The sequence below is a fragment of the Allobosea sp. LC85 genome (assembly GCF_000735605.1).
Lineage (GTDB): Bacteria > Pseudomonadota > Alphaproteobacteria > Rhizobiales > Beijerinckiaceae > Allobosea.
Genome location: NZ_JPKG01000023.1, coordinates 16326 through 39506 on the forward strand (window position 1 = coordinate 16326; position 23181 = coordinate 39506).

The 23181-nt window shown below is 66.4% G+C and carries 19 protein-coding genes; 12 read left to right on the forward strand and 7 right to left on the reverse strand.

What is annotated here, in order from left to right; translation table 11 throughout:
• Nucleotides 1-14 precede the first annotated feature (14 nt).
• Nucleotides 15-1427 carry an amidase gene (locus FG93_RS11160; RefSeq protein ID WP_043234474.1) on the forward strand — a complete coding sequence of 471 codons (1413 nt, stop codon included), beginning with the start codon at nt 15-17 and terminating at the stop codon, nt 1425-1427.
• A gap of 87 nt (nt 1428-1514) precedes the next feature.
• On the opposite strand, the gene FG93_RS11165 is transcribed toward FG93_RS11160, so the two are convergent.
• Nucleotides 1515-2084, reverse strand: a complete 570-nt coding sequence (locus FG93_RS11165) for a DUF4337 domain-containing protein (protein WP_043234475.1) — start codon at nt 2082-2084, stop codon at nt 1515-1517.
• A gap of 75 nt (nt 2085-2159) precedes the next feature.
• A complete protein-coding gene (locus tag FG93_RS11170; RefSeq protein WP_043234476.1) occupies nt 2160-3086 on the reverse strand; it encodes a tyrosine recombinase XerC in 927 nt (308 codons plus the stop codon).
• Between the two features lie 75 nt (nt 3087-3161).
• On the opposite strand from FG93_RS11170, the gene FG93_RS11175 reads away from it, so the two are divergent.
• From FG93_RS11175 to FG93_RS11200, 6 genes are all read left to right on the forward strand, one after another.
• Nucleotides 3162-5348 carry a primosomal protein N' gene (locus FG93_RS11175; RefSeq protein ID WP_052513630.1) on the forward strand — a complete coding sequence of 729 codons (2187 nt, stop codon included), beginning with the start codon at nt 3162-3164 and terminating at the stop codon, nt 5346-5348.
• Between the two features lie 211 nt (nt 5349-5559).
• Nucleotides 5560-6132 carry a F0F1 ATP synthase subunit delta gene (locus FG93_RS11180; RefSeq protein ID WP_043234477.1) on the forward strand — a complete coding sequence of 191 codons (573 nt, stop codon included), beginning with the start codon at nt 5560-5562 and terminating at the stop codon, nt 6130-6132.
• Nucleotides 6132-7661, forward strand: coding sequence for a F0F1 ATP synthase subunit alpha (gene atpA, locus FG93_RS11185; RefSeq protein ID WP_043234480.1), 1530 nt, complete (start codon nt 6132-6134; stop codon nt 7659-7661). The genes FG93_RS11180 and atpA overlap by 1 nt, the downstream gene beginning before the upstream one ends.
• 43 nt (nt 7662-7704) lie before the next feature.
• A complete protein-coding gene (locus FG93_RS11190; RefSeq protein ID WP_043234482.1) occupies nt 7705-8574 on the forward strand; it encodes a F0F1 ATP synthase subunit gamma in 870 nt (289 codons plus the stop codon).
• Between the two features lie 73 nt (nt 8575-8647).
• Nucleotides 8648-10117: a F0F1 ATP synthase subunit beta gene (atpD, locus tag FG93_RS11195; RefSeq protein WP_043234483.1), complete on the forward strand. Its 1470-nt coding sequence runs from the start codon at nt 8648-8650 to the stop codon at nt 10115-10117.
• 141 nt (nt 10118-10258) lie between these two features.
• Nucleotides 10259-10672: a F0F1 ATP synthase subunit epsilon gene (locus FG93_RS11200; RefSeq protein WP_043234484.1), complete on the forward strand. Its 414-nt coding sequence runs from the start codon at nt 10259-10261 to the stop codon at nt 10670-10672.
• Between the two features lie 81 nt (nt 10673-10753).
• On the opposite strand, the gene FG93_RS11205 is transcribed toward FG93_RS11200, so the two are convergent.
• A complete protein-coding gene (locus tag FG93_RS11205; protein ID WP_043234487.1) occupies nt 10754-11269 on the reverse strand; it encodes an RNA pyrophosphohydrolase in 516 nt (171 codons plus the stop codon).
• The gene (gene putA, locus FG93_RS11210; protein WP_043234489.1) at nt 11266-14385 is read right to left on the reverse strand and encodes a bifunctional proline dehydrogenase/L-glutamate gamma-semialdehyde dehydrogenase PutA; all 3120 of its coding nucleotides are present in this window, start codon (nt 14383-14385) and stop codon (nt 11266-11268) included. Before putA ends, FG93_RS11205 begins: the two co-directional genes overlap by 4 nt.
• Before the next feature lie 128 nt (nt 14386-14513).
• On the opposite strand from putA, the gene FG93_RS11215 reads away from it, so the two are divergent.
• The 5 genes from FG93_RS11215 (at nt 14514) to FG93_RS11235 (ending at nt 19515) form a co-directional block, all read left to right on the forward strand.
• Nucleotides 14514-14969 (forward strand): Lrp/AsnC ligand binding domain-containing protein, encoded by a 456-nt coding sequence (locus FG93_RS11215; protein WP_043234565.1) that lies wholly within the window; start codon nt 14514-14516, stop codon nt 14967-14969.
• 194 nt (nt 14970-15163) lie between these two features.
• Nucleotides 15164-16222, forward strand: coding sequence for an ABC transporter substrate-binding protein (locus FG93_RS11220; RefSeq protein WP_244448573.1), 1059 nt, complete (start codon nt 15164-15166; stop codon nt 16220-16222).
• A gap of 25 nt (nt 16223-16247) precedes the next feature.
• A complete protein-coding gene (locus FG93_RS11225; protein ID WP_043234491.1) occupies nt 16248-17036 on the forward strand; it encodes an ABC transporter ATP-binding protein in 789 nt (262 codons plus the stop codon).
• Nucleotides 17033-17803, forward strand: a complete 771-nt coding sequence (locus FG93_RS11230) for an ABC transporter permease (protein WP_043234492.1) — start codon at nt 17033-17035, stop codon at nt 17801-17803. The genes FG93_RS11225 and FG93_RS11230 overlap by 4 nt, the downstream gene beginning before the upstream one ends.
• Nucleotides 17804-17898: 95 nt before the next feature.
• Nucleotides 17899-19515, forward strand: a complete 1617-nt coding sequence (locus FG93_RS11235; RefSeq protein WP_043234494.1) for an AMP-binding protein — start codon at nt 17899-17901, stop codon at nt 19513-19515.
• Here FG93_RS11235 and FG93_RS11240 read toward each other — a convergent pair.
• Genes FG93_RS11240 through FG93_RS11250 form a run of 3 tightly spaced genes read right to left on the reverse strand, consistent with a single transcriptional unit; the run spans nt 19484 to nt 23119 of the window.
• Nucleotides 19484-20599 carry a GTP-binding protein gene (locus FG93_RS11240; RefSeq protein WP_152579393.1) on the reverse strand — a complete coding sequence of 372 codons (1116 nt, stop codon included), beginning with the start codon at nt 20597-20599 and terminating at the stop codon, nt 19484-19486. The two genes, FG93_RS11235 and FG93_RS11240, sit on opposite strands and share 32 nt — an antisense overlap.
• Nucleotides 20600-20607: 8 nt before the next feature.
• Complete coding sequence (locus FG93_RS11245; protein WP_043234495.1) at nt 20608-21525, reverse strand: DMT family transporter; 918 nt, start codon at nt 21523-21525, stop codon at nt 20608-20610.
• A 10-nt stretch (nt 21526-21535) separates the two neighbouring features.
• Nucleotides 21536-23119 (reverse strand): D-alanyl-D-alanine carboxypeptidase family protein, encoded by a 1584-nt coding sequence (locus FG93_RS11250; RefSeq protein WP_052513631.1) that lies wholly within the window; start codon nt 23117-23119, stop codon nt 21536-21538.
• Between the last annotated feature and the right edge of the window lie 62 nt (nt 23120-23181).

Genomic DNA, 23181 nt, shown 5'->3' on the forward strand with positions numbered 1-23181 from the left:
ATGAGGATGAGACGATGACTGATCTTGCCGATCTGAGCGCGACGGAACTTCTGGCCGGCTATGCCGCACGGAGATTTTCGCCGGTCGAGGTGACCGAGGCGGTGATCGCGCGGATCGCCGCGTGGGAGCCGCGGCTCAAGGCGCTCTACGCCTTTGAGCCCGACGCTGCGCGAGCGATGGCGAAGGCCTCCGAGGCGCGCTGGCTGAAGGGGGAGGCGCTGGCTCTCGACGGGGTGCCTGGCACGATCAAGGAGAACATCGCGACCAAGGGCGTGCCGGTGCCGCTCGGCACTGCCGCGCGCGATCTCAAACCGGCGGCGGCGGACGCACCGCCGGCGGCGCGGCTGAGGGAGGCCGGCTGCGTCATCCTCGCCAAGACGACGATGCCGGACTACGGCATGCTCTCCTCGGGACTGTCGAGCTTCCATGAACTCGCCTGCAACCCCTGGGACCTGAGCAAGAATCCTGGCGGCTCCTCGGCGGGGGCGGGCGCGGCAGGAGCGGCGGGCTACGGTCCGCTTCATGTCGGCACCGATATCGGCGGCTCGATCCGCCTGCCGGCCGGTTGGTGCGGGCTGGTCGGCCTCAAGCCCAGCTTCGGCCGCGTGCCGATCGACCCGACCTATTACGGCCGCGTCGCCGGGCCGATGACCCGCTCGGTCGCGGACGCGGCCCTGATGATGCGGGAACTGTCCCGGCCGGATCGGCGCGACGGCATGAGCCTGCCGCCCCAGGAGATCGACTGGCTGTCGCTGGAGTTCGACGTCAAGGGCTTGCGGCTGGGTCTCCAGCTCGATGCCGGGATCGGGCTTGCTGTCGAGCCGCATACCCGGACTGCGATCGAGGCAGCGGCCAAGGCGTTTGCGACAGCGGGCGCGACCATCGAGCCGGTCGCGCCCTTCCTGACCCGCGAAATGCTGGACGGTCTCGATGATTTCTGGCGGCAACGAGCCTGGGTCGATATTGGCGGGCTGTCTGATGCGAGGCAGGGACGGGTGCTGCCCTATATCTTCGCCTGGGCCGAGGGTGGCCGGAATCTGAGCGGCGAAAGGGTCTATCGCGGGATGAGCCAGATGCTGGCGATGCGCGACGCGGCGCTGAAAGCCTGCGCACCGTTCGATTTCGTGCTGTCGCCGGTTTCCCCCGTGCCGGCCTATGCGGCAGAACTGGCCTCGCCCATCCACGACCCCGAACGTCCTTTCGAGCATATCGCATTCACGGTCTCAGCGAACATGTCCGATCAGCCGGCGGTCTCGGTCCATGCCGGCCTCACGCCCGAGGGGTTGCCGATCGGCTTGCAGATCACCGGGCAGCGGTTCGATGATCTCGGCGTGCTGAGAATGGCGCGGGCCTGGGAAATCCTGCGCGGTAGCGAGGTGCCATGGCCTGCGCCACCGCAGACCAGATTATCGGACCGGATCTCGTAACCGGTCCGATGATCTCACCTTCTGTGTTTGCATCCGCTTGCCTGAAAAACCGCAATCCGCTTTCGGGCCGATGCTTCAGGTGAGGCGCTAGAACAGCGCGGTCGGTGCGAACTGCGCCACCATCATGAGGGCGAAGCTGAGCAGGCCGAGGCCGGCGCCGGTGACGGCTAGCATCGTCACGCCGGTGATGATCGCGGCCGAGGAAATCACGATCGCGATCTGTAGCAGGCCTGAGACGATGTCATATTTGTCGTCCCGGGCCGATGCGATGTCGCGCACGGCCTCGGCCGTCTTGGCGCGCATGACCAGTTCCTTGCGCCCTTCATTGGTCTCGGGCTCGGAATCGTAGCGCGCAATGGTCTGCTTCCAGCCGTCGATGCGCTTCTGCATGCGCTCTCGGGTCGCCGGCTCCGTCGCTGCTGCAAGATCGACCTCCATCGCTTCGGCGGCGGTGCGCAGCGCCGTGCCGCGGATCGTCTTGGCCTGGAAGAATGACCAGAGATTCGAAGCCTCGATGTTCTTGGCAATCGATTCCTGTTCGGCGTTCTTGCCACCGATTTCGGAGAAGGCCAGCATCAAAGCGAGCATCGCGATGAGCAGGGCGATGCGCTTGTTGCTGGTGGCGGTTTCGGTGAGGTCGGCTGCGAGCGAAGACATGTGATTCTGGTTCCCCCCGGAGACGGCGCAATGGCCGGGTTCCGTGGCGGAATCAAGGGGGGGCGCCTTGGATTCCTATCGTTGGGCGCGGGGATGGGCCGCATCATAGGCCGCCATCAGACGGGCGGAATCGATACGGGTATAGATCTGTGTCGTCGAGAGAGAAGCGTGGCCGAGCAGCTCCTGGATGGCCCGCAAATCGCCGCCACGACCGAGCAGATGCGTCGCGAAGGAATGGCGCAGGCTATGCGGGGTCGCAGACGAGGGCAGGCCGAGCGCACCGCGGAGGCCTTCGACCGCGAGCTGGATGATGCGGGGTGAGAGCGGTCCACCCTTGGCGCCGACGAAGAGCGGGCCTTCCGGCGGCAATCGCCAGGGGCAGAGCGAGAGATAGTCCTCGATCGCGGTGATCACGACGGGCAGGACCGGCACCATGCGGGTCTTCTGACCCTTGCCGATCACGGTCAGCGTATCCGACGCGCTTCTCGGTGCCTGCGCGCGCGACAGCGCAAGCGCCTCGGAGATGCGCAGGCCGCAGCCATAGAGCAGGGCAAGCACGGCTGCATCTCGTGCCAGGATCCAGGTTTCACGGTCCTCGCCGGCGCGGATATCCGCCTGCGTCACGGCCGTTGCGGCCTTGGCATCAAGCGGGCGCGGCAGCGATTTTCCAAGGCGGGGGCCGCGCGTCGCGGCAAAGGCCGAGGCCGAGAGCTTGCCGGTGCGTTCTCCGAAGCGGGCAAAGGAGCGCAGCGAGGCAAGCTGTCGCATCAGCGTGCGGTTGCCGACACCGTCACGCCGGCGCTGCCCGAGAAACGCGCGCAGGTCGAGCGGCTTCAGCGCCGCGAGATCCGCGAGGGTCGGCTTGCCGCCGAAATGGCCCTCGAGAAACGCGGCGAATTGCGCTAGGTCGCGGCCATAGGCCTCGAGCGTCTTGGGCGAAAGTCGGCGCTCGCTCGCGAGATGGACGAGCCAGTTTTGGCGCAGGGTCTCGAAATCGGTCATCGGCGTCCCGTGAGGTCTGCATCGAGCATGGCGCCCTTGCCTTAACAGGGACCGAATCGATGCTAGACACGGCGCATGAGCGAGGTTGAGACAGGCATCGAAACAGGCGGCACGGTCGACGTGCTGATCCCGCTCGCGCTCGATCAGGCCTATAGTTATGCGGTTCCGGGCGAGCTCGCGCTCAAACCCGGCGATATCGTACAGGTGCCATTGGGCCCGCGCGAGACTGTTGGCGTCGTCTGGAGTCTGGGCTCGGGGCGCGGTGGCAACCTGAAGCGCATCAGCGCCAAGGTGGACATGCCGCCGCTCGATCCGGCCCTGATGAAGCTGGTCGACTGGGTTGCCTGGTACACGCTTGCGGCCAAGGGTTCGGTGCTGGCGCTGGCGTTGCGGCGACCGCCCGACGATTCGCCGGAACGTCCGAAGATGGGTGTTCGACTCGTCGGCCCGCCGCCCCAGCGCATGACGCCGGCACGGGCGCGCGCCATCGCGGCGGCGGAGGGCGGCCTGCTGATCGCGAAATCGGCGCTGGCCGAGACGGCCTCGGTGAGCGGTGCGGTGATCGATTCACTCGTCGATGCGGGGACCTTCGCCATCGAGGCGCTGCCGCGCGCGGAGGTCGCCGAGGTTCCCGATCCGGATCACGCCCGACCGACCCTGTCGGCGGCGCAGGCGCAGGCGGCGACGGCACTGGTTGCATCCGTCAAGGCGGCGGGCTCCGGCGTCACCCTGCTCGAAGGCGTCACAGGATCGGGCAAGACGGAGGTCTATTTCGAGGCTGTGGCGGAGGCGATCCGGCTCGGGCGCCAGAGCCTGATCCTGATGCCGGAAATCGCACTGACAGCGCAGTTCATCGACCGCTTCGAGGCCCGGTTCGGCGTGCGGCCCGGGCTCTGGCACTCGGCGGTCTCGGGTCGTCGACGCGAGCGGCTGCAGGCAGCGATCGCGAGCGGCGAGGCCAGAGTGGTGGCGGGCGCGCGCTCGGCCCTGTTTCTGCCTTACCGCGATCTCGGGTTGATCGTCGTCGATGAAGAGCACGAGGCCGCCTACAAGCAGGAGGACGGCGTCAGCTATCACGCCCGCGACATGGCAGTGGTGCGCGGCATGATCGAGAAGGCGCCGGTCATCCTCACCTCGGCGACGCCCTCGCTGGAAACCCGCGTCAATGCCGAGCGCGGGCGCTACGCCTATCTGAAACTGCCGGAACGTTTTGGCGGCCGGGAGTTGCCGACGCTCGATCTGGTCGACCTCAAGCGCGACAAGCCAGAACGCGGGCGCTGGATTTCCGGCTCTCTGGTCAAGGCCATCACGACCAATCTGGAGGCAAAGGAGCAGTCGCTGCTGTTCCTGAACCGCCGCGGCTACGCGCCGCTGACGCTCTGCCGTGATTGCGGTCACCGGTTCCAGTGCCCGAACTGCTCGGCCTGGCTGGTCGATCATCGCTTTCGCCGGGCGCTGGTCTGCCATCACTGCGGCCATGTCGAACGCCGGCCGCACGAATGCCCGGCCTGCCATGCGCCTGAAAGCCTCGCGGCCTGCGGGCCCGGTGTCGAGCGGCTTGCGGAAGAGGTCGCGACGCTGTTCCCCGATGCGCGTTCGATCGTGCTCTCCAGCGATTTTCCCGGCGGCACCGAACGGCTGAAGCAGGAGCTGATGGCGGTGGCCGAGGGAGAATTCGATATCGTCATCGGCACGCAGCTCGTCGCCAAGGGGCACAATTTTCCGGGGATGACACTGGTCGGCGTCGTCGATGCCGATCTCGGCCTGACCTCAGGCGACCCGCGCGCGGCCGAGCGCACCTTCCAGGTCCTGCGCCAGGTGACGGGCAGGGCCGGCCGGGGCGAGAAGCCGGGACGGGCCCTGCTCCAGACCCATGATCCCAGCCATCCGGTGCTCAAGGCGCTGGTCTCGGGCGACCCGGAGCGGTTTTATGCCGCAGAGGCGGCGTCTCGCGAGGCGGCCGGCCTGCCGCCCTTCGGGCGGCTTGCCGGGCTGATCGTCTCCGCGAACAGCCAGGCGGAGGCCGAGAATCATGCCCGCGCGCTGGCGCGCTGCGCGGCACCGCCGGACGGAGTCGCCGTCCTGGGGCCCGCAGAAGCCCCTCTTGCCGTGCTGCGCGGGCGGCATCGCATGCGTTTGATCGTGAAAACGGCACGTGAGGTCAATTTGCAGGATTACCTTAGGGCATGGCTGAAGAGCGCTCCGCGAGCCAAGGGTTCTGTCCGGGTTCAGGTCGATGTCGACCCGCAAAGCTTCCTGTGAGTGGAGGGCACGGCTGCGGAAAACGGCCCGGTTGATCGCGATCTACGGATTGCGCCCCCCAAAGCCTCATGTTAGTGCACCGCCACATTTCGGACGCAAGGTGCGCACTCGCGCGGCTTTCGTCTGTCTGAAACATCGCAGCGCCAGGACGATGCACTCCACCTTCATCACGAAGGTCGCCGGTGCAGTCCATTGAACGAGAGATGTGAGCGTGGCTGAAGGCGGATCGCAGGATCAGACATTGGTGTCGGGCGTAGCCGGGCGCTATGCCACGGCGCTATTCGAACTGGCTTCGGAGGCCAGCGCGATCGACGTCGTTTCGGCCGATCTCGACGCGTTCAGCGCGATGATCGCCGAGAGCGACGATCTGAAGCGCCTGATCAGCAGCCCGGTCTTCACGGCCGAGGAGCAAGTTTCTGCAGTCACTGCCCTGCTGGCCAAGGCAGGCATCGGCGGCATTGCGGGCAATTTCATCGGCTTCGTCGCCAGCAAGCGCCGCCTGTTTGCGCTGCCCGGCATGATCCGCGGCTATCGTGCGCTCGTTGCCGACGCCAAGGGCATCGTCAGCGCCGAGGTCACTGTCGCCGAGGAGCCGTCGGCCAAGCGCCTCGACGAGATCCGCGCGACGCTCAAGGATGTGGCGGGCAAGGATATTGCCGTCACTATCAAGGTCGATCCGGCCATCATTGGCGGTCTCGTCGTCAAGATGGGCTCGCGGATGGTCGACGCCTCGCTGAAAACCAAACTCAATTCAATTCGTCTTGCCATGAAAGAGGTCGGCTGATGGAAATCCGCCCCGCTGAAATCTCCGCGATCCTGAAGGCTCAGATCAGCAATTTCGGGTCGGAAGCCTCCGTCACCGAAGTCGGTCAGGTTCTCTCCGTCGGTGACGGTATCGCCCGCGTCTACGGCCTCGACAAGGTCCAGGCCGGTGAGATGGTCGAGTTCGAGAGCGGCGTGCGCGGCATGGCGCTCAACCTCGAGAGCGATAATGTCGGCGTCGTCATCTTCGGCTCCGACCGCGAGATCAAGGAAGGCCAGACCGTCAAGCGCACCGGCGCGATCGTGGACGTTCCGGTCGGCAAGGAGCTGCTCGGCCGCGTCGTCGACGCACTCGGCAACCCGATCGACGGCAAGGGCCCGATCAAGGCCAAGACCCGTTCGCGCGTCGACGTGAAGGCGCCCGGCATCATTCCGCGCAAGTCCGTGCACGAGCCGATGGCGACCGGCCTCAAGGCGATCGACGCCCTGATCCCGATCGGCCGTGGCCAGCGCGAGCTGATCATCGGCGACCGCCAGACCGGCAAGACCGCCGTGGCGCTCGACACGATTCTCAATCAGAAGGCCCTGAACGAAGGCAACGACGAGAGCCAGAAGCTCTACTGCGTCTATGTCGCCATCGGTCAGAAGCGTTCCACCGTCGCGCAGTTCGTGAAGGTGCTCGAGGAACGCGGCGCGCTCGAATACTCGATCGTCGTGGCGGCCACCGCCTCCGATCCGGCTCCGATGCAGTTCCTGGCTCCCTTCGCCGGCTGCGCCATGGGCGAGTATTTCCGCGACAACGGCATGCACGCCGTCATCATCTATGACGACCTGTCGAAGCAGGCCGTCGCCTACCGCCAGATGTCGCTCCTGCTGCGCCGCCCGCCGGGCCGCGAAGCTTATCCGGGCGACGTGTTCTATCTCCACTCCCGCCTGCTCGAGCGCGCCGCCAAGATGGGCGACGAGGCCGGCAAGGGCTCGCTGACGGCGCTGCCGGTCATCGAGACCCAGGCCAACGACGTGTCGGCCTATATTCCGACCAACGTGATCTCGATCACCGACGGCCAGATCTTCCTCGAGACCGACCTGTTCTACCAGGGCATCCGCCCGGCCGTGAACGTCGGCCTCTCGGTGTCGCGCGTCGGTTCGGCCGCGCAGACCAAGGCGACCAAGAAGGTTGCCGGCAAGATCAAGGGCGAGCTCGCGCAGTATCGCGAGATGGCTGCCTTCGCGCAGTTCGGCTCGGATCTCGACGCGGTCACGCAGCGCCTGCTCAACCGCGGCGCCCGACTGACCGAGCTCCTGAAGCAGGGGCAGTTCTCGCCGCTGAAGATGGAAGAGCAGACGGTCGTGATCTATGCCGGCGTCAACGGCTATCTCGACCCGCTGCCGGTCAACAAGGTTCGCGCTTTTGAGGACGGCCTGCTCGCGTTGGTGCGCGGCAAGCATGTCGCCCTGCTCAACGAAATCCGCGACACCAAGGATCTTTCGGACGCGAATGCCGCGAAGCTGAAAGAGATCGTCGCTGATTACGCCAAGTCGTTCGCTTGAGGTCGACCGGGGTCCAACCACCCCGGCAATATGAGGATCGTCGATGCCTTCATTGAAGGATCTGCGAAATCGTATCGCCTCAGTGAAGGCGACGCAGAAGATCACCAAGGCCATGCAGATGGTCGCGGCTGCCAAGCTGCGCCGCGCCCAGGGCGCGGCGGAAGCGGCACGTCCCTATGCCGAGCGCATGGAGACGGTGCTCGCCAGCCTGGCTGCCGGTGTCGCCGGCGACGGCGCTCCAAGGCTGATTGGCGGCACGGGCTCGGACAAGGTCCATCTGCTCGTCGTCTGCACGGCCGAGCGCGGCCTGTGCGGCGCCTTCAACTCCTCGATCGCGCGTCTGGCGCGCGACAAGGCGCTGGCGCTGAAGGCCGAAGGCAAGACGGTCAAGATTATCTGCGTCGGCAAGAAGGGCTATGACATCCTGCGCCGGCAGTTCGACCAGGATATTATCGAGCTGGTCGACCTGCGCGGCTTCAAGCAGGTCGGCTTCGTCAATGCCGAGACGATCGCGCAGAATGTGCTCGCTCGCTTCGAGGCCGGTGAGTTCGATGTCGCGACGCTGTTCTTCTCGAAGTTCAGGTCGGTGATCTCGCAGATTCCGACGGCCCAGCGCATCATTCCCGCCGAGATCCCGGCGGGAACCAAGACGACCGACGCCGTCTATGAGTACGAGCCCGACGAGGGCGAAATTCTCGACGTACTGCTGCCACGCAACCTGACTGTCCAGGTGCTGCGGGCGCTTCTCGAGAATGCCGCCTCCGAGCAGGGCGCGCGCATGTCGGCGATGGATTCCGCCACGCGTAACGCCGGTGAGATGATCAAGAAGCAGACGCAGCTCTACAACCGCTCGCGTCAGGCGATGATCACCAAGGAACTCATCGAAATCATCTCCGGCGCGGAAGCGCTCTAACGCCTGAAGGGCCTGCGCGGCGCTTAAGCCCGCAGGCTTGTCCGTAAAGCTGAACGCTCATCGAGGTTCGACCATGGCCAAAGCCGCAACCAAGACCACCAAGACCAAGACCGAGAAGCCCGCCAATACCGGTACGGGCCGCGTCGCTCAGGTCATCGGCGCCGTCGTCGACGTGCAGTTCGATGGCGAGCTGCCGGCGATCCTGAACGCGCTCGAGACCACGAACCTCGGCAACCGCCTGGTTCTCGAGGTCGCGCAGCATCTCGGCGAGAACACCGTGCGCTGCATCGCGATGGACTCGAGCGAAGGTCTGGTCCGTGGCCAGGAAGTCACCGATACCGGCGCGCCGATCGCGGTTCCGGTCGGCGACGAGTGTCTCGGCCGCATCATGAACGTCATCGGCGAGCCGGTAGACGAGGCCGGTCCGATCAAGACCAGCGGCACGCGCGGCATCCACCAGCCGGCTCCGAGCTATGCCGAGCAGGCGACTGAAGCCCAGATCCTGGTCACCGGCATCAAGGTCGTCGACCTGCTGGCTCCCTACGCCAAGGGCGGCAAGATCGGCCTGTTCGGCGGCGCCGGCGTTGGCAAGACCGTTCTGATCATGGAGCTGATCAACAACGTCGCCAAGGCCCATGGCGGCTACTCGGTGTTTGCCGGCGTCGGCGAGCGCACCCGCGAGGGTAACGACCTCTATCACGAGATGATCGAGTCGGGCGTGAACAAGAAGGGCGGCGGCGAAGGCTCCAAATGCGCCCTCGTCTATGGCCAGATGAATGAGCCCCCGGGCGCCCGCATGCGCGTCGCTCTCTCGGGCCTGACCGTCGCCGAGGATTTCCGCGACCGTGGTCAGGACGTGCTGTTCTTCGTCGACAACATCTTCCGCTTCACGCAGGCCGGCTCGGAAGTGTCCGCGCTGCTCGGCCGTATTCCGTCGGCGGTGGGCTATCAGCCGACGCTGGCGACCGACATGGGCAACCTGCAGGAGCGCATCACCACCACCAACAAGGGCTCGATCACCTCGGTCCAGGCGATCTACGTGCCGGCGGACGATCTGACCGACCCGGCGCCGGCGACCTCCTTCGCCCACTTGGACGCCACGACCGTGCTGTCGCGCTCGATCGCGGAAAAGGGCATCTACCCGGCGGTCGATCCGCTCGACTCGACCTCGCGCATGCTGTCCGCCGCCATCGTCGGTGAAGAGCATTACAACATCGCCCGCCAGGTCCAGCAGATCCTCCAGCGCTACAAGGCCCTGCAGGACATCATCGCGATCCTGGGCATGGACGAGCTCTCGGAAGAGGACAAGCTCGCCGTTGCCCGCGCCCGCAAGATCGAGCGCTTCCTGTCGCAGCCCTTCTTCGTCGCCGAAGTCTTCACCGGTTCGCCCGGCAAGCTCGTTGCGCTCGAGGACACCATCAAGGGCTTCAAGGGACTGGTCGAGGGCAAGTACGATCACCTCCCGGAGGCGGCCTTCTACATGGTCGGCTCGATCGACGAAGCAGTCGAAAAGGCCCAGCGCCTGGCTGCCGAAGCGGCGTAATCCGCTGGGGCAACGGCTGTCCCGGGAGGCATAAGCCAGCCCCGGGAGCCTCGCCCGAGCATCGACGACACAGGCCCTGGCCTGGATCCCGGCTCCACGCTGCGCTCCGGCCGGGATGACTGAAGCAGCGGGAGAGCCTTGATGGCCACCTTCAAGTTCGAACTCGTCTCGCCGGAGAGCATCCTGTTCTCGGGCGAGGTCGTCAGCGTCATCGTGCCGTCGGTCGAAGGCGAGATGACCATCCTTGCCGGCCACGTGCCGATCGTTGCCGCGCTGAAGCCTGGCATCGTGTTGGCTCAGACGGGTCCGGGCAACGGCAAGGAATTCTTCGTCGGCGGCGGTATCGTCGAGGTCAACCAGACTGCGCTGACGGTCCTGGCCGAGCAAGCCCGCTTCCTCGAGGACGTCGACAACGATGTCCTCGACGCGGAAATCCTGACTGCCGAGACCCGTCTCGCGGCTGCGCCGACCGAGGACGAACAGCGCCGGCTGCGGGAGCTGCTGATCCAGCTCCAGGAGTTCAAGGGCGTCTTGCAGCAGCGCAAGGCTGCGTGAGATCGCATCTTCTGCCACGTGGCAGTGAGATGACATAAGGGCCGCGCTAGCGGCCCTTTTCTTGGACTCTGCGTCCCGCGGTCAGACCGGCTTGGCGAAATGCCCGAAGGCCGCGGCTACCCGCTCATAGATCTCCCGCTTGAACGGCGTCACGCGCGCGGGCATCTCGGCCAGCGGCAGCCAGGCCCACTCGGTGAACTCCGGCGGCGCGTCCCCGTTCGGGCGGCCGATATCGACCGCCGCCTCGCTGCCGGTAAAGCGGAACGCGACCCAGCGCTGCTCCTGTCCTGCGAAGCGATCGAGCCGGTGCGGCGGCCCGTCATAGGGCGGGAAGTCATAGCGCCACCACGCCGCGGTCACGCCCAGAAATGCGGCCTCGCAGATGCCGGTTTCCTCGGCGAGTTCGCGTCGGGCGGCTGCGACGATATCCTCGGCCTGGTCGATGCCGCCCTGCGGCATCTGCCAGTCATGCCCGGGATGGACGATCTCCGGGCCGTCGCTCCATGAGCGTCCGGCAAAGACGAGTCCCTGTGCGTTGAAGAGCGCTATGCCGACATTGGGCCGATAGGGCTTGTCCACTGGCCCTGCTTTGCTCATTCGCCCATCGCGATCAGGCTGGCATTGCCGCCGGCTGCCGCCGTGTTGACCGTCACCGTCTGCTCGGTGGCGAAACGGGCGAGATAGTGCGGGCCGCCGGCCTTCGGGCCGGTGCCAGACAAGCCGTGACCACCAAAGGGCTGCACACCGACGACGGCGCCGATGATGTTGCGGTTGATATAGACATTGCCGGTGGAGAGCCGCTCGGCGACCCGCTCGACAGTCGTCTCGATGCGCGAATGCACGCCGAGCGTCAACCCATACCCGGTGGCCTCGATCTGCTCGATGACCTTGTCGAGCTCTCCGGCCTTCCAGCGCACGACATGCAGGATCGGGCCGAAATGCTCCTGGGTGAGGTCGGCAATGCCGTCGAGCTTGACGATATGCGGCGCGACGAAGGTGCCGCCGAGCGCCGGCGTGCTGCCGGCCCATTCGACCCGGCGCTGGCCGCGCATCGCGGCGACGTGATCGTCGAGCCGGCTCTTGGCGGCGGCGTCGATCACCGGACCGACATGGACGTCGATCGCGCGCGGGTCGCCGAGCTTCAGCTCCTTGCCGGCCCCGACGATCATCTCGAGGATCTTGTCGGCAACATCCTCCTGCACCACCAGAAGGCGCAGCGCCGAGCAGCGCTGTCCGGCAGAGCGGAAGGCCGACATCACGACGTCGTCGGCAACCTGCTCAGGCAGGGCGGTGGCGTCCACGATCATGGCGTTGAGGCCGCCGGTCTCTGCGATCAGCGGAACGATCGGCCCGTCCTTGGCGGCGAGCGTACGGTTGATGGCGCGCGCCGTCGCGGTCGAGCCGGTGAAGGCAACGCCGGCCACGGCGGGATGAGCGACGAGCCGGGCGCCGACCTTGCCGTCTCCCGGCACGAGATGGAGGGCGGAGGACGGAATGCCGGCATCGTGGAGCAGGCGGACGGTCACGGCGGCGATGAGCGGCGTCTGCGGGGCCGGCTTGGCGACGACGCTATTGCCGGCGACGAGCGCGGCAACGACCTGGCCCGAGAAGATCGCCAGCGGGAAATTCCACGGAGCGATGCAGACGAACGGCCCGCGCCCACGCAGGATCAGGCGGTTCTCCTCGCCGGTCGGGCCGGGCAGAACCTGCGGCGTGGCGAAATGCGCTTCGGCCTCGGCCGCGTAGTAACGGCAGAAATCGACGGCCTCGCGTACCTCGGAAATGGCGTCGTCAAGCGTCTTGCCGGCCTCCGCCTGGAGCAGCGCGAGCAGCAGGCCGCGTCGTTCCTCCATCAGGTCCGCAGCCTTGCGCAGGGCGGCGGCGCGGGTCCGGGCCGGGGTGCGGCTCCAGCTGGTGAAGCCGGCCCGGGCTGCCTGCATTGCGCGGTCGGCCAGAGCGTCGTCGGCCTCCAGGACGGTCCCGACCTGCCGGGCGTCGATCGGGGACAGGACGGGGCGGGAGACGCCGCCGGCCGGCTTGCCGTCGATGATCACCGTCGCCTCGGGAAACGGCCTGGTAGCTGCCTTCGCGATCTCCGACTGGAGCGCCGCGAGGCTTGCCTCATGACCGAGCTCGACACCGGCCGAGTTCTTGCGCGAGGCGCCGAACATGTCGGCGGGAAGGGGGATGCGGCGGTGGCGGGCCGCTGCCGAGGTGCCGATGATGTCGGCCGGCGGTACGAGCAGCTGTGCGACCGGCACGTCAGGGTCGCCGGAAACGCTGACGAAGGAGGAATTCGCACCGTTCTCGAGCAGGCGGCGCACAAGATAGGCGAGCAGGTCCTGATGGCCGCCGACCGGGGCGTAGGTGCGGCAGGCGAAGCCGGAATCCTCCTGGAGCAGCTTCTCGTAAAGGGCCTCGCCCATGCCGTGCAGGCGCTGGAATTCGAAACCCTGGGAGCCGCCCGCCATCTCGGCGACCGCCGCGACCGTCAGCGCGTTGTGGGTGGCAAATTGCGGAATGATGCGCGGGCGCAGCGCCAGCAGCTGCGCGGCGCAGGCCTCGTAGTTGAGGTCTGTCATCGCCTTGCGGCTGAACACGGGGTAATCGGCGAGGCCGCGCTCCTGGGCGCGCTTCAGCTCGGTATCCCAATAGGCACCCTTGACCAGGCGCACCATCATGCGGCGGTCATGGCGCTCGGCCAGGGCCGCAATATGGTCGATCACCGCCGAGGCGCGCTTCTGGTAGGCCTGGATCGCGAGGCCGAAGCCGTCCCAGCCGGAGAGCGAGGGATCGGCCGTCACCGCGTCGATGACGTCGAGCGAGAGTTCCAGCCTGTCGGCTTCCTCGGCGTCGATGGTGAAATTCAGGTCGTAGCCCTTGGCCTGCTGGGCCAGCTTGATGACCTTGGGCACGAGTTCGCTCAGCACGCGCTCATGGCTGGTGGCCTCGTAGCGTGGATGCAGGGCGGAGAGCTTGACCGAGATGCCCGGCCGGTTCGGCAGGGGCTCATTGCCGGCCGAGCGGCCGATCGCGTCGATGGCAGCGGCGTATGAGGCGAAATAGCGGTCGGCATCGGCCTGGGTGCGGGCGCCTTCGCCGAGCATGTCGAAGGAATAGCGATAGAGCTTGCCGGTGCCTGAGCGGGCTCGTTTCAGCGCCTCCTCGATGGTCTGGCCGAGCACGAAATGATTGCCCATGACACGCATCGCCTGGCGGGTGGCGGTGCGGACGGCCGGCAGGCCGAGGCGCTTGGACAAGTTGCCGATGATGCTGGTTGGAGTCTCGCCCGGCTGGATGATGCGGGCCGTGATGCCGAGCGCCCAGGACGACGCCGAGATCAGGAAGGCATCCGACTTCGATTCATGATGGGCGAAATCACCCTGGCCGAGCTTGTCCTCGATCAACTGGTCGGCGGTGGTGGAATCCGGCACGCGCAGCAGCGCTTCGGCCAGAACCATCAGCGCAAGGCCCTCCTTGGTCGAGAGCGAGTACTCGCGCAGGAGCTCCTCGATGCCGCCCAGGCCGACCTTGCGGGTCCGGATCGCCTCGATCAGCCCGGTCGCACGCTGGTCGATCCTCGCCTTGGCAGCCGGCTCGCGCCTGGCGCCGGCAAGCAGCCGCGCCGCAATCGTCGCGTCGTCTTCGGCATAGGGGGCGCGGAAGGCGTGGCGAGCGGATGAGGCGACCGGACGAGGGGCAGGAGCGGCCATGGAGCGATTCCGATTGAATGACGGGATGATTTGAAGGATCGCGCTAGTAGGGCCGGATATCAATGGTCATTTTCCATTCGATGCCTTATCTATCCCTGACAAAATCCGGTACAGCAGAGAATAATCCCGTGCTCGATCGAACCGACCGGCGTATCCTCGCCATGCTGCAATCCGACGGGCGCATCGCCGGCGTCGAGCTGGCTGAAAAGGTTGGCTTGTCGCCAACTGCGACCGGTGAGCGACTGAAGCGCCTCTCGCGTGACGGCTACATCACGGGCTATCGCGCGACGCTCGATCCGCTGAAACTCGGACTGCATCTGCTGGTCTTCGTCGAGGTCTATCTCGACAAGACGACGCCTGACGCCTTTGATCGTTTTGCAACCGCGGTGAAACGGGCGCCCGAAGTGCTGGAATGCCACATGGTTGCCGGCGGGTTCGACTATCTCGTGAAGACGCGGGTGGCCGACATGAACGCCTATCGCCGCTTCCTTGGCGAGGTGCTGCTGGCGCTGCCGGCGGTGCGTGAGACGCGGACCTATGCCGTCATGGAAGAGGTCAAGACCGACGGCGCGCTGCCGCTCTAGCCGATCCCGGCCGGGCCTGGTGGCGTGGCAATATATTTTAGGCTCAGTGCATGCATTTTCGGCGCTATGCGCTTGACCTTGTTTTGTATTCGGCCAGTTTGAGCATATGGCGCGACGGCATGGGATTTGCTGGGTCGCGTTCCGTTCGAACGGGTCTTCCCGGCCCGCCTGCATGCGATGATCCGGAGCTGCCGATGTCGACGAACCCGTTCCGCCCCACGATGCTCTCCCGGCGCGGGATGAGCCGTGCTTTGGGCGCCCTGGGGCTCGCCGCAGCCTGCCTGACCGGCGCGGGCAGCGCCTTTGCTCAGACCGCGGTTCGCTTCACGCTCGATTGGCGCTTCGAGGGGCCGGCGGCGCTGTTCCTGATGGCGCAGGAGAAGGGCTATTTCAAAGCCGAGGGCCTCGACGTCACGATCGACACGGGCAACGGCTCGCGCGAGGCGATCCCGCGGGTGGCGTCCGGCACCTATGATGCCGGCTTCGGCGACGTGAATTCGCTGATCCGCTTCCGCGACGAGAACCCCAGCGTGGATCTGAAGGCGGTGATGATGGTCTATGACCGGCCGCCCTTCTCGATCGTTGGCCGCAAGAGCCGTGGCATCAGTGCCGACGTGAAGAGCCTCGAGGGCAAGAAGTTCGGTGCGCCGGCGGCTGATGCGGCCTTTGCGCAATGGCCCATCTTCAAGACCGTCAACAAGCTCGACGACAGCAAGATGCGGATGGAGAATGTCGGCTTCCCCGTACGCGAGCCGATGCTGGCCTCAGGCGAGGTCGACGCGGTGTTCGGCTTTGCGAACTCCTCCTACATCAACCTGAAATCACGCGGCGTGCCCGTCGACGACATCGTAACCATGCTGATGTCGGATTATGGCGTCGAGCTCTACGGCAATGTCGTGATGGTCTCGCCGAAATTCGCGACCGAAAAGCCCGAGGCCGTGCGCGGCCTGCTCAGGGCGATCACCAAGGGCGTTCGCGACACGGTGGCCAACCCCGAACTCGGCGGCAAGCTGGTGATCCAGCGCAACGACGTCGCCAAGCTCGAGGTCGAGGTCGAGCGCCTCAAGATGACGATCGCCCAGAACGTCATGACGCCAGCGGTCAAGGCCGATGGCTTCGGCGGCATCGACAAGGCGCGCTGGGAGCAGGCGCTCGATCAGATCGGGCTGACCTTCACGTTCAAGGACAAGGCGAAGGCCGGAGCAGCCTTCGATGACAGCTACCTGCCGCCGGTGGCCGAGCGGAAGTTCTGATGCGCTCGACCCAGCAGGTTCGCGGTTGAGCGCCTTCGTCGAACTCCACGAGGTCACCCATGTCTATGGCGGAGGCGAAACCGCTCCCGCCGTGGACGGGCTTTCGCTGAAGATCCGGGAGGGCGAGTTCGCGGCCATCGTCGGTCCCTCCGGCTGCGGCAAGTCCACGATGATGAAGCTCGCGACCGGCCTGCAGCGGCCCAGGCGCGGCACGGTGATCGTCGCCGGGCAGGAGGTGACGCAACCGATCAAGATCACCGGCATGGCCTTCCAGAATCCGGTGATGCTGCCCTGGCGTACGACCTTGCGGAACCTGTTGCTGCCGCTGGAGATCGTCGAGCCGCATCGCTCGCGCCTGCGGGCCAACAAATCGGACTATGTCGCGCGGGCCGAGGCCCTGCTCGCCAAGGTCGGGCTCGAAGGCATGGGCCAGAAATTTCCCTGGCAACTGTCCGGCGGCATGCAGCAGCGCGCCTCGCTGTGCCGCTCGCTGATCCACGAGCCGAAGCTCTTGATGCTGGACGAGCCCTTCGGTGCGCTCGATGCCTTCACGCGCGAAGAGCTTTGGTGCGTGATCCGTGATCTTCATGCCGAGCGTGGCATCACCGTGATCCTGGTGACGCATGATCTGCGCGAGGCCGTTTTCCTGGCCGACCGGGTCTTCTGCATGTCGGCGCGGCCGGGGCGGATCATCGCCGAGCGCGAGATCGATTTCCCGCGCCCCCGCGATCTCGACATCACCTATACGCCCGAATTCGCGTCCGTCGTGCATGAGTTGCGCGGCCATATCCGCACGGCGCGGGAGGCGGCATGAAGCGTTCTCTCTGGCTGAGGCTCGCGCCCTATCTGTTCACGCTCGGCTTCTTCGCGGTTTGGGAGATCGCCTGCCGCGCCTTCGCGATCTCCTCCTTCATCCTGCCGCCGCCCTCAGCGATCTGGGCTGCGCTGGTGCAGTATCAGAAGCCACTCTACACCAATGCCTTTCACACGCTCTGGATGACATCGGCCGGCTTCGTGCTCTCGATCGTGTTCGGCCTGGCGCTCGGCCTCCTCGTCGGCTCGTCGCGGTTGATCTATGCAGGCCTGAATCCGCTGCTGGTCGGCTTCAATTCAATCCCCAAGGTCGCTGTCGTGCCGATCCTGGTGATCTGGTTCGGTGTCGGCTGGCAGCCGCCCGTGCTGACCGCCTTCGTGATCTCGTTCTTCCCGATCGTCGTCAATGTCGCGACCGGGCTGGCCACGATCGAGCCCGAGACCGAGGATGTGCTGAAGGCGCTGGGCGCCAGCCGCTATGACATCATGACCAAGGTCGGGATTCCGCGCGCGCTGCCCTATTTCTTCGGGGCGCTGAAGGTCTCGATCACGCTCGCCTATGTCGGCTCGGTGATCGGTGAGCAGAACGCGTCCAATCTCGGCATCGGCAACCTGATCACGCGGGCCTCCGCTGATTTCAACGTGCCGCTGATCTTTGCGGCGCTGATCGTGCTTGCGGTCCTCGGCGTGCTGCTCGTCGCGATCGTCGACCTTGTCGAGAACCGCATGACCGGCTGGGCCCGGCGCTCGCAACTGGCGAACGGCTGAGCAAAGCGCAGGTCGGGCCTGACCCAGCGCCAAGGTGACAGCGTGGCGCGCGCTGCCTATCGTGCCGCGCCATCAACGCCGGACCCCCACGATCCATGCTTCCCGATTTGCGCGATTACGGCCGCCTGCGCGAGACCTTCCAGTGGCGGATTCCCGAGCGCTACAACATTGCCGTCGATGTCTGCGATCGCTGGGCCGCGCTGGCGCCCGACCGTCCCGCCATTCTCGAAGTCTCCCCTGACTGGACGGTAACGCCAGTCAGCTTCGGCCGCCTGCGAGCGCAGTCGAATCGACTGGCGACTGCGCTGTCGGCGCGCGGCGTGGGCGTCGGAGACCGGATCGCGATCCTGCTCCCGCAGGGCGAGGCCGTGCTCACCGCCCATCTCGCCGCTTACAAGTTGGGGGCCATCGCAGTGCCGCTGGCGGCGCTCTTCGGTGTCGATGCGCTGGCCTATCGCCTACGGGATTCCGGCGCGAGTGCGCTCATCACCAATGCCGCCGGCATGATGAAGGTTCGGCAGATCGCGGAGCCCTTGCCCGATCTCGACCTGATGGTGTCCACGGATGGCACTGGGGCGGGCGCGGAGGACTGGGGGCGGCTGCTGGCGGAAGCGAGCGAGGATTTTTCGGTCGCGGACACGGGGTCCGATGATCCGGCCCTGATGATCTATACCTCCGGCACCACGGGCAACCCAAAGGGCGCGCTGCACGGTCACAGGGTTCTGCCGGGGCATCTGCCCGGCGTGCAAATGGTGCACGAGTTCCTGCCGATGCCCGGCGACCTCGCCTGGACGCCTGCCGACTGGGCCTGGGCCGGTGGTCTGCTCAACATGCTGCTGCCGGCGCTGCATTTCGGCGTCCCGGTCGTGGCGCGCCCGCATACCCGCTTCGATCCCGAAGAAGCCTTCCGGCTGATGGCCGATCTCGGCATCCGCAATGCCTTCATCCCGCCGACAGCGCTTCGGATGCTGCGCAGTGTCGGCAAGCCGCGCGACCGCTTTGACCTGAAACTGCGCACGATCGCGGCAGCGGGCGAAGCGCTTGGAGCCGAGACGCTGAACTGGGGGCGTGAGGCGCTGGGGCTGACGATCAACGAGGCCTACGGTCAGACCGAGTGCAATCTCGTGCTGTCGTCCTGCGCGGCGATCGGTGTCAGCCGACCGGGCTTCATCGGCAAGGCGACGCCCGGCCACGAGGTCGCGATCATCCGGCCGGACGGCTCGGAATGCGCGCCGAACGAGGAAGGACAGATCGCCATCCGGCGGCCGAACCCGGTGATGTTCCTCGGCTATTGGCGCCGGCCGGAGGCGACGGTCGACAAGTTCATCGGCGACTGGATGACCACCGGCGACCAGGCGGTGCGGGATGTCGATGGCTATGTCCGTTTCGTCGGCCGCGACGACGACGTCATCACCTCATCGGGGTATCGAATCGGGCCGGGAGAGATCGAGGACTGCCTGCTGAAGCACCCGGCGGTTTCGCTGGCGGCAGTCGTCGGCAAGCCGGACGAACTCCGGACCGAGATCGTCAAGGCCTTCGTCGTACCGAATGCGGGTTTCGTGCCTTCGCAGGATCTGGCTAGCGAACTTCAGCGCTTCGTGCGCGAACGACTCTCGGCGCATGAATATCCGCGCGAGATCGCCTTTCGCGAGGAATTGCCGCTGACGACGACGGGGAAGATCATCCGGCGGCTGTTGCGCGCGGAGGCGTGAGCGCCGCCGAAGCCTGCCCGAGGAAGGCGGCCCAGAGGCGCTGCACCATCGCCTCGTCGAGGTCCTTGACGATGAGGACAAGGCGCGAGCGCCGGTCCGCATCGGGCCAGCCGCCGAGCACGATCGGGGGATGCAGGATCTGCTGGACCGCATGGACCAGCAGCGGCTGGCCGGGGTGTTCGGCTAGGGCGACGAGCCCTTTCAGCCGCAGGAGCTTCGCCCCGTGGGTCGAGCGCAGCAAGGTCCAGAACAGCTCGAAGGTCGCCAGGTTGATCGGAGCTTCGGCTGAGAGCGAGAAGGCGCGGATGCTCTCGTCATGCCGGTTCACATCATGATGGTGGTGGTCATGCGCGTGCCCGCGGGCATGATGACCGTGATCGTGATCGCTGCCCGAGTCGCTCGCCAGAGCCTCGAGGGCAAGCCAGTCCCGCAGAGCCTGCGGCCTGTCGGCAAGGTCGTAGAGGCCAGCGCTGATCAGGTCCCCAGCCGGAGCATCCGGCGCGAGAAGGCTGATCCCGGGATTGAGCGCCAGCAGTCGCCGGCGCAGCATCTCGACCGCCTGGCCATCGGCGACCAGATCCGCCTTGGTCAGCACGATCCGGTCGGCTGCGACGACCTGCTTGCGCGCTTCCTCATGGGCGTCGAGCGTTGACATGCCGTTGACGGCATCGACCAGCGTGACGACACCGTCGAGCTTGAAGCGCATGGCGAGATAGGGGTGGTTGATCAGCACGTTGAGGATCGGCGCCGGGTCGGCTAGGCCGGTGGTCTCGATCACCACGCGCCTGAACGGCGCGATGCGATGGTTGTCGCGGCGGCGCAAGAGGTCTTCCAGCGTGACGATGAGGTCGTCGCGAATGGTGCAGCAGAGGCAGCCGGAGGCGAGCAGAACCATGTTCTCCTCGACACCCTCGATCATCAGATGGTCGAGCCCGATCTCGCCGAACTCGTTGACGATCACGAGGGTATCGGCCAGCGCAGGATCCTTGAGCAGCCGGTTGAGCAGGGTCGTCTTGCCGGCTCCAAGGAAACCGGTGAGCAAGGTCAGCGGGATCGGGATGGGTCTCTGGTCGCTACCGGTCATGTCGGGCATCATCGATCAAGGCTGAGGGCGGGCACGCGTCGCGCCCGATTTTGTTCCAATATTACATTAGCCATGATCGCGACGACGACAAGGGCGCCACCAGCATATTGCAGCGTCCCGACCCGCTCGCCGAGCATCACAGCCGCGATCCCGACGGCAAAGACCGGCTCGGCACAAAAGGTGAGGGCAGCGGGGCCGGGCGCGACGCGGGCCAATGCCATCACCTGGAACAGGAAGCCGACGAGATAGCCGCCAATGGTGATGGCGACGGCCAGCGGTGCCAAGGCCAGCGCGCTCGGAGGCGCAAAGCCACCGACGAAGGCGAGGATGCCCGCCGTCACCGGCAGGATGAGCAGATGCGACCAGAACAGCTTTGGCGCGAGCGGCGTCGCGGCGCAGGCCGAGCCTGCGAAGAACTGCGCCGCCGCCGCGAGGCTGGCCGCGAGCGCGAGCGCAAGCCCGCGCGGATCGAGGCCATGCAGATCGGGTCCGACGACCATGCCGACGCCGAGAAAGGCGGCGAGCGCCACGGCAAGCCGGTCAAGGCCGAAACGCGCAGGCGTCAGCAGCGGCTCGGCGAGGACGATGATGACCGGGTAGGTGTAGAAAATGACGGCGGCAACGGTCACGGGCAGGAAGGCGACCGATGACAAATAGGCCGAGCCGACGAGAGCGCTGGTCAGGCCGAAGGCAAGCAGCGCCCGGTATTGGTCGCGCGGGACCCGGAAGCTCGCGCGCAGGAGCCAGGCGGCACCGGCCACCAGCGCCAGCATGATGAAAACCCGGTAGAAGACCAGCAACGGCCCGCTCAGGCCGGCCTGGCCTGCGAGCTGGGCCGAGACGATGTTGCTGCCATAGGCGGCAGCCGAGGCAAGCGCCAGGGCGATGCCTTGTCGACTGGCGGTGCGGGCGGCCTCTGCGCGCACCCTCCAGGACTCAGGCGTCGTCGTTCACTTTGGCCTTCGGCTTGACGGGGGGCTTGACCGCGCCCGTGCGGGCGGGCTGAGGCTTGGGCTCGCTCTGGCCCGGTTTGGTCTTGGCCTTCGATGCCGCTTCCGGCTTGGCCTTCGCCGCCGCGTCGGGCTTGGCCGGTGTCGGCCTTGCCGGCGGGCGGGCCACCTGTTTGATGCCTGCGGCCGAGCCTGGGCGCAGGCTGGACGCGGCAGCCGCGCCGGGCCGGATCGCGCCCTGCAGCTTCAAGGGGCCGCTCTGGAAGGCATTCGACGGAAGCTGGACCTCCTCGCTGCTCGGAGCGAAGGCAGTCGTCCCGCGTGGAATGGCGCCATTGCTCGAAGCGGTGCGTGTCGCAGGGCCAGCTGCTACACCGGCGGAAACCGGGGCTCCCGGCATAATGACCGGGGGGGCTCCGCGAGCGAACTGCGTGTCTGGCCGCGCCGTGGCGTTGGCGGCGAGCGGGGCGGAAGCAGAGCCCGGCGTGCGGCCGAAGGAAACCTGTACCGGTGTCATCGGCGCGCGCGGCCCAAGCGTAATCCGGCCGGAGGGCGTGCGCATCAGCAAGGCGCCTGTGGCGCGAGCCTGCGGCTGGGGGCCGCCGAAGCGTTCGCTCATGGCATTGTCGTTGCTGCTGCCGGATGCGGCACCGGCTGTGATGGGGCCGGACACATCGGAATCGTCCGCCAAAGCCACGCCGCCGCCTCTGCGACGAACCTCGTCACAGATGTTGTAGGCGCGTCCGCCATTGCCGGAAGGCAGGCTGGCGATGGTGTAACCGGAGCCGCCCCATTTCGAGAAGCCGTCATCGAGCAACTGCGCCGCCTTGACGGTGCGTTCGGAGGCGGACACCGCACCCAGCACGACGGCGATCAGCGTGCGACCACCGCGCGTCGCCGTCGCCACGACGTTGAAGCCCGAGGCGCAGACGAATCCGGTCTTCATGCCGGAGATGCCGGAATAGCGTCCGACGAGGCCGTTGGTGTTCTGCAGGACCTGCTTGCCGAGTTGAACCGAGCCGGTGTTCCAGTAATCGGAATAGTCCGGGAATTCGCGCATCAGCGCCATGGCGAGAACCGCGAGATCGCGGGCGCTGACCTGCTGGTTCGGATCATGCCAGCCGTTCGGGTTGGTGAAGACCGTGTCATTCATGCCGAGCCGCTGGGCTTCAGCGTTCATCATTCCGACGAACGTCTCGACATCGCCGCCGACGCCCTCGGCAATGACATAGGCGATGTCGTTGGCCGATTTCACCATCATGATGCGCAGGGCGTTGTCGAGCGTGACCTCCTGCCCGGCACGGATATAGACTTTGACGCGCGGCTGGCTCGCGGCCCGCTTCGAGGCGGGGATCGCCGTTTCAAGCCCGAGCTTGCCGGCCCGCACCGCCTTGAGCGCGAGATAGGCCGTCATCATCTTCGTGGTCGAGGCCGGATGCCAGGCCTGGCTGGCATTCTCGCTGGAGAGAACGGCGCCGCTGGACGCATCGACTACCAGACTCGTGCCGGCGAGGGCCGGAGCGCTGACGGACAGGGCAAGGGCGAGGACAGCGAGACGGGGAACGTTCATCGGGCGGGTCTTGAACCTGTCTGGACGAGGGTTGAAGGCGCAGGGTTCAACGCGACGCGTGC

What these genes read in the sequence shown, in the direction of transcription:
- FG93_RS11160 (WP_043234474.1), top strand. Translation starts at nt 15, where the DNA reads ATGACTGATCTTGCCGATCTGAGCGCGACGGAACTTCTGGCCGGCTAT.
- FG93_RS11165 (WP_043234475.1), bottom strand. Translation starts at nt 2,084, where the DNA reads ATGTCTTCGCTCGCAGCCGACCTCACCGAAACCGCCACCAGCAACAAG.
- FG93_RS11170 (WP_043234476.1), bottom strand. Translation starts at nt 3,086, where the DNA reads ATGACCGATTTCGAGACCCTGCGCCAAAACTGGCTCGTCCATCTCGCG.
- FG93_RS11175 (WP_052513630.1), top strand. Translation starts at nt 3,162, where the DNA reads ATGAGCGAGGTTGAGACAGGCATCGAAACAGGCGGCACGGTCGACGTG.
- atpA (WP_043234480.1), top strand. Translation starts at nt 6,132, where the DNA reads ATGGAAATCCGCCCCGCTGAAATCTCCGCGATCCTGAAGGCTCAGATC.
- FG93_RS11190 (WP_043234482.1), top strand. Translation starts at nt 7,705, where the DNA reads ATGCCTTCATTGAAGGATCTGCGAAATCGTATCGCCTCAGTGAAGGCG.
- atpD (WP_043234483.1), top strand. Translation starts at nt 8,648, where the DNA reads ATGGCCAAAGCCGCAACCAAGACCACCAAGACCAAGACCGAGAAGCCC.
- FG93_RS11200 (WP_043234484.1), top strand. Translation starts at nt 10,259, where the DNA reads ATGGCCACCTTCAAGTTCGAACTCGTCTCGCCGGAGAGCATCCTGTTC.
- FG93_RS11205 (WP_043234487.1), bottom strand. Translation starts at nt 11,269, where the DNA reads ATGAGCAAAGCAGGGCCAGTGGACAAGCCCTATCGGCCCAATGTCGGC.
- putA (WP_043234489.1), bottom strand. Translation starts at nt 14,385, where the DNA reads ATGGCCGCTCCTGCCCCTCGTCCGGTCGCCTCATCCGCTCGCCACGCC.
- FG93_RS11220 (WP_244448573.1), top strand. Translation starts at nt 15,164, where the DNA reads ATGTCGACGAACCCGTTCCGCCCCACGATGCTCTCCCGGCGCGGGATG.
- FG93_RS11230 (WP_043234492.1), top strand. Translation starts at nt 17,033, where the DNA reads ATGAAGCGTTCTCTCTGGCTGAGGCTCGCGCCCTATCTGTTCACGCTC.
- FG93_RS11235 (WP_043234494.1), top strand. Translation starts at nt 17,899, where the DNA reads ATGCTTCCCGATTTGCGCGATTACGGCCGCCTGCGCGAGACCTTCCAG.
- FG93_RS11240 (WP_152579393.1), bottom strand. Translation starts at nt 20,599, where the DNA reads ATGACCGGTAGCGACCAGAGACCCATCCCGATCCCGCTGACCTTGCTC.
- FG93_RS11250 (WP_052513631.1), bottom strand. Translation starts at nt 23,119, where the DNA reads ATGAACGTTCCCCGTCTCGCTGTCCTCGCCCTTGCCCTGTCCGTCAGC.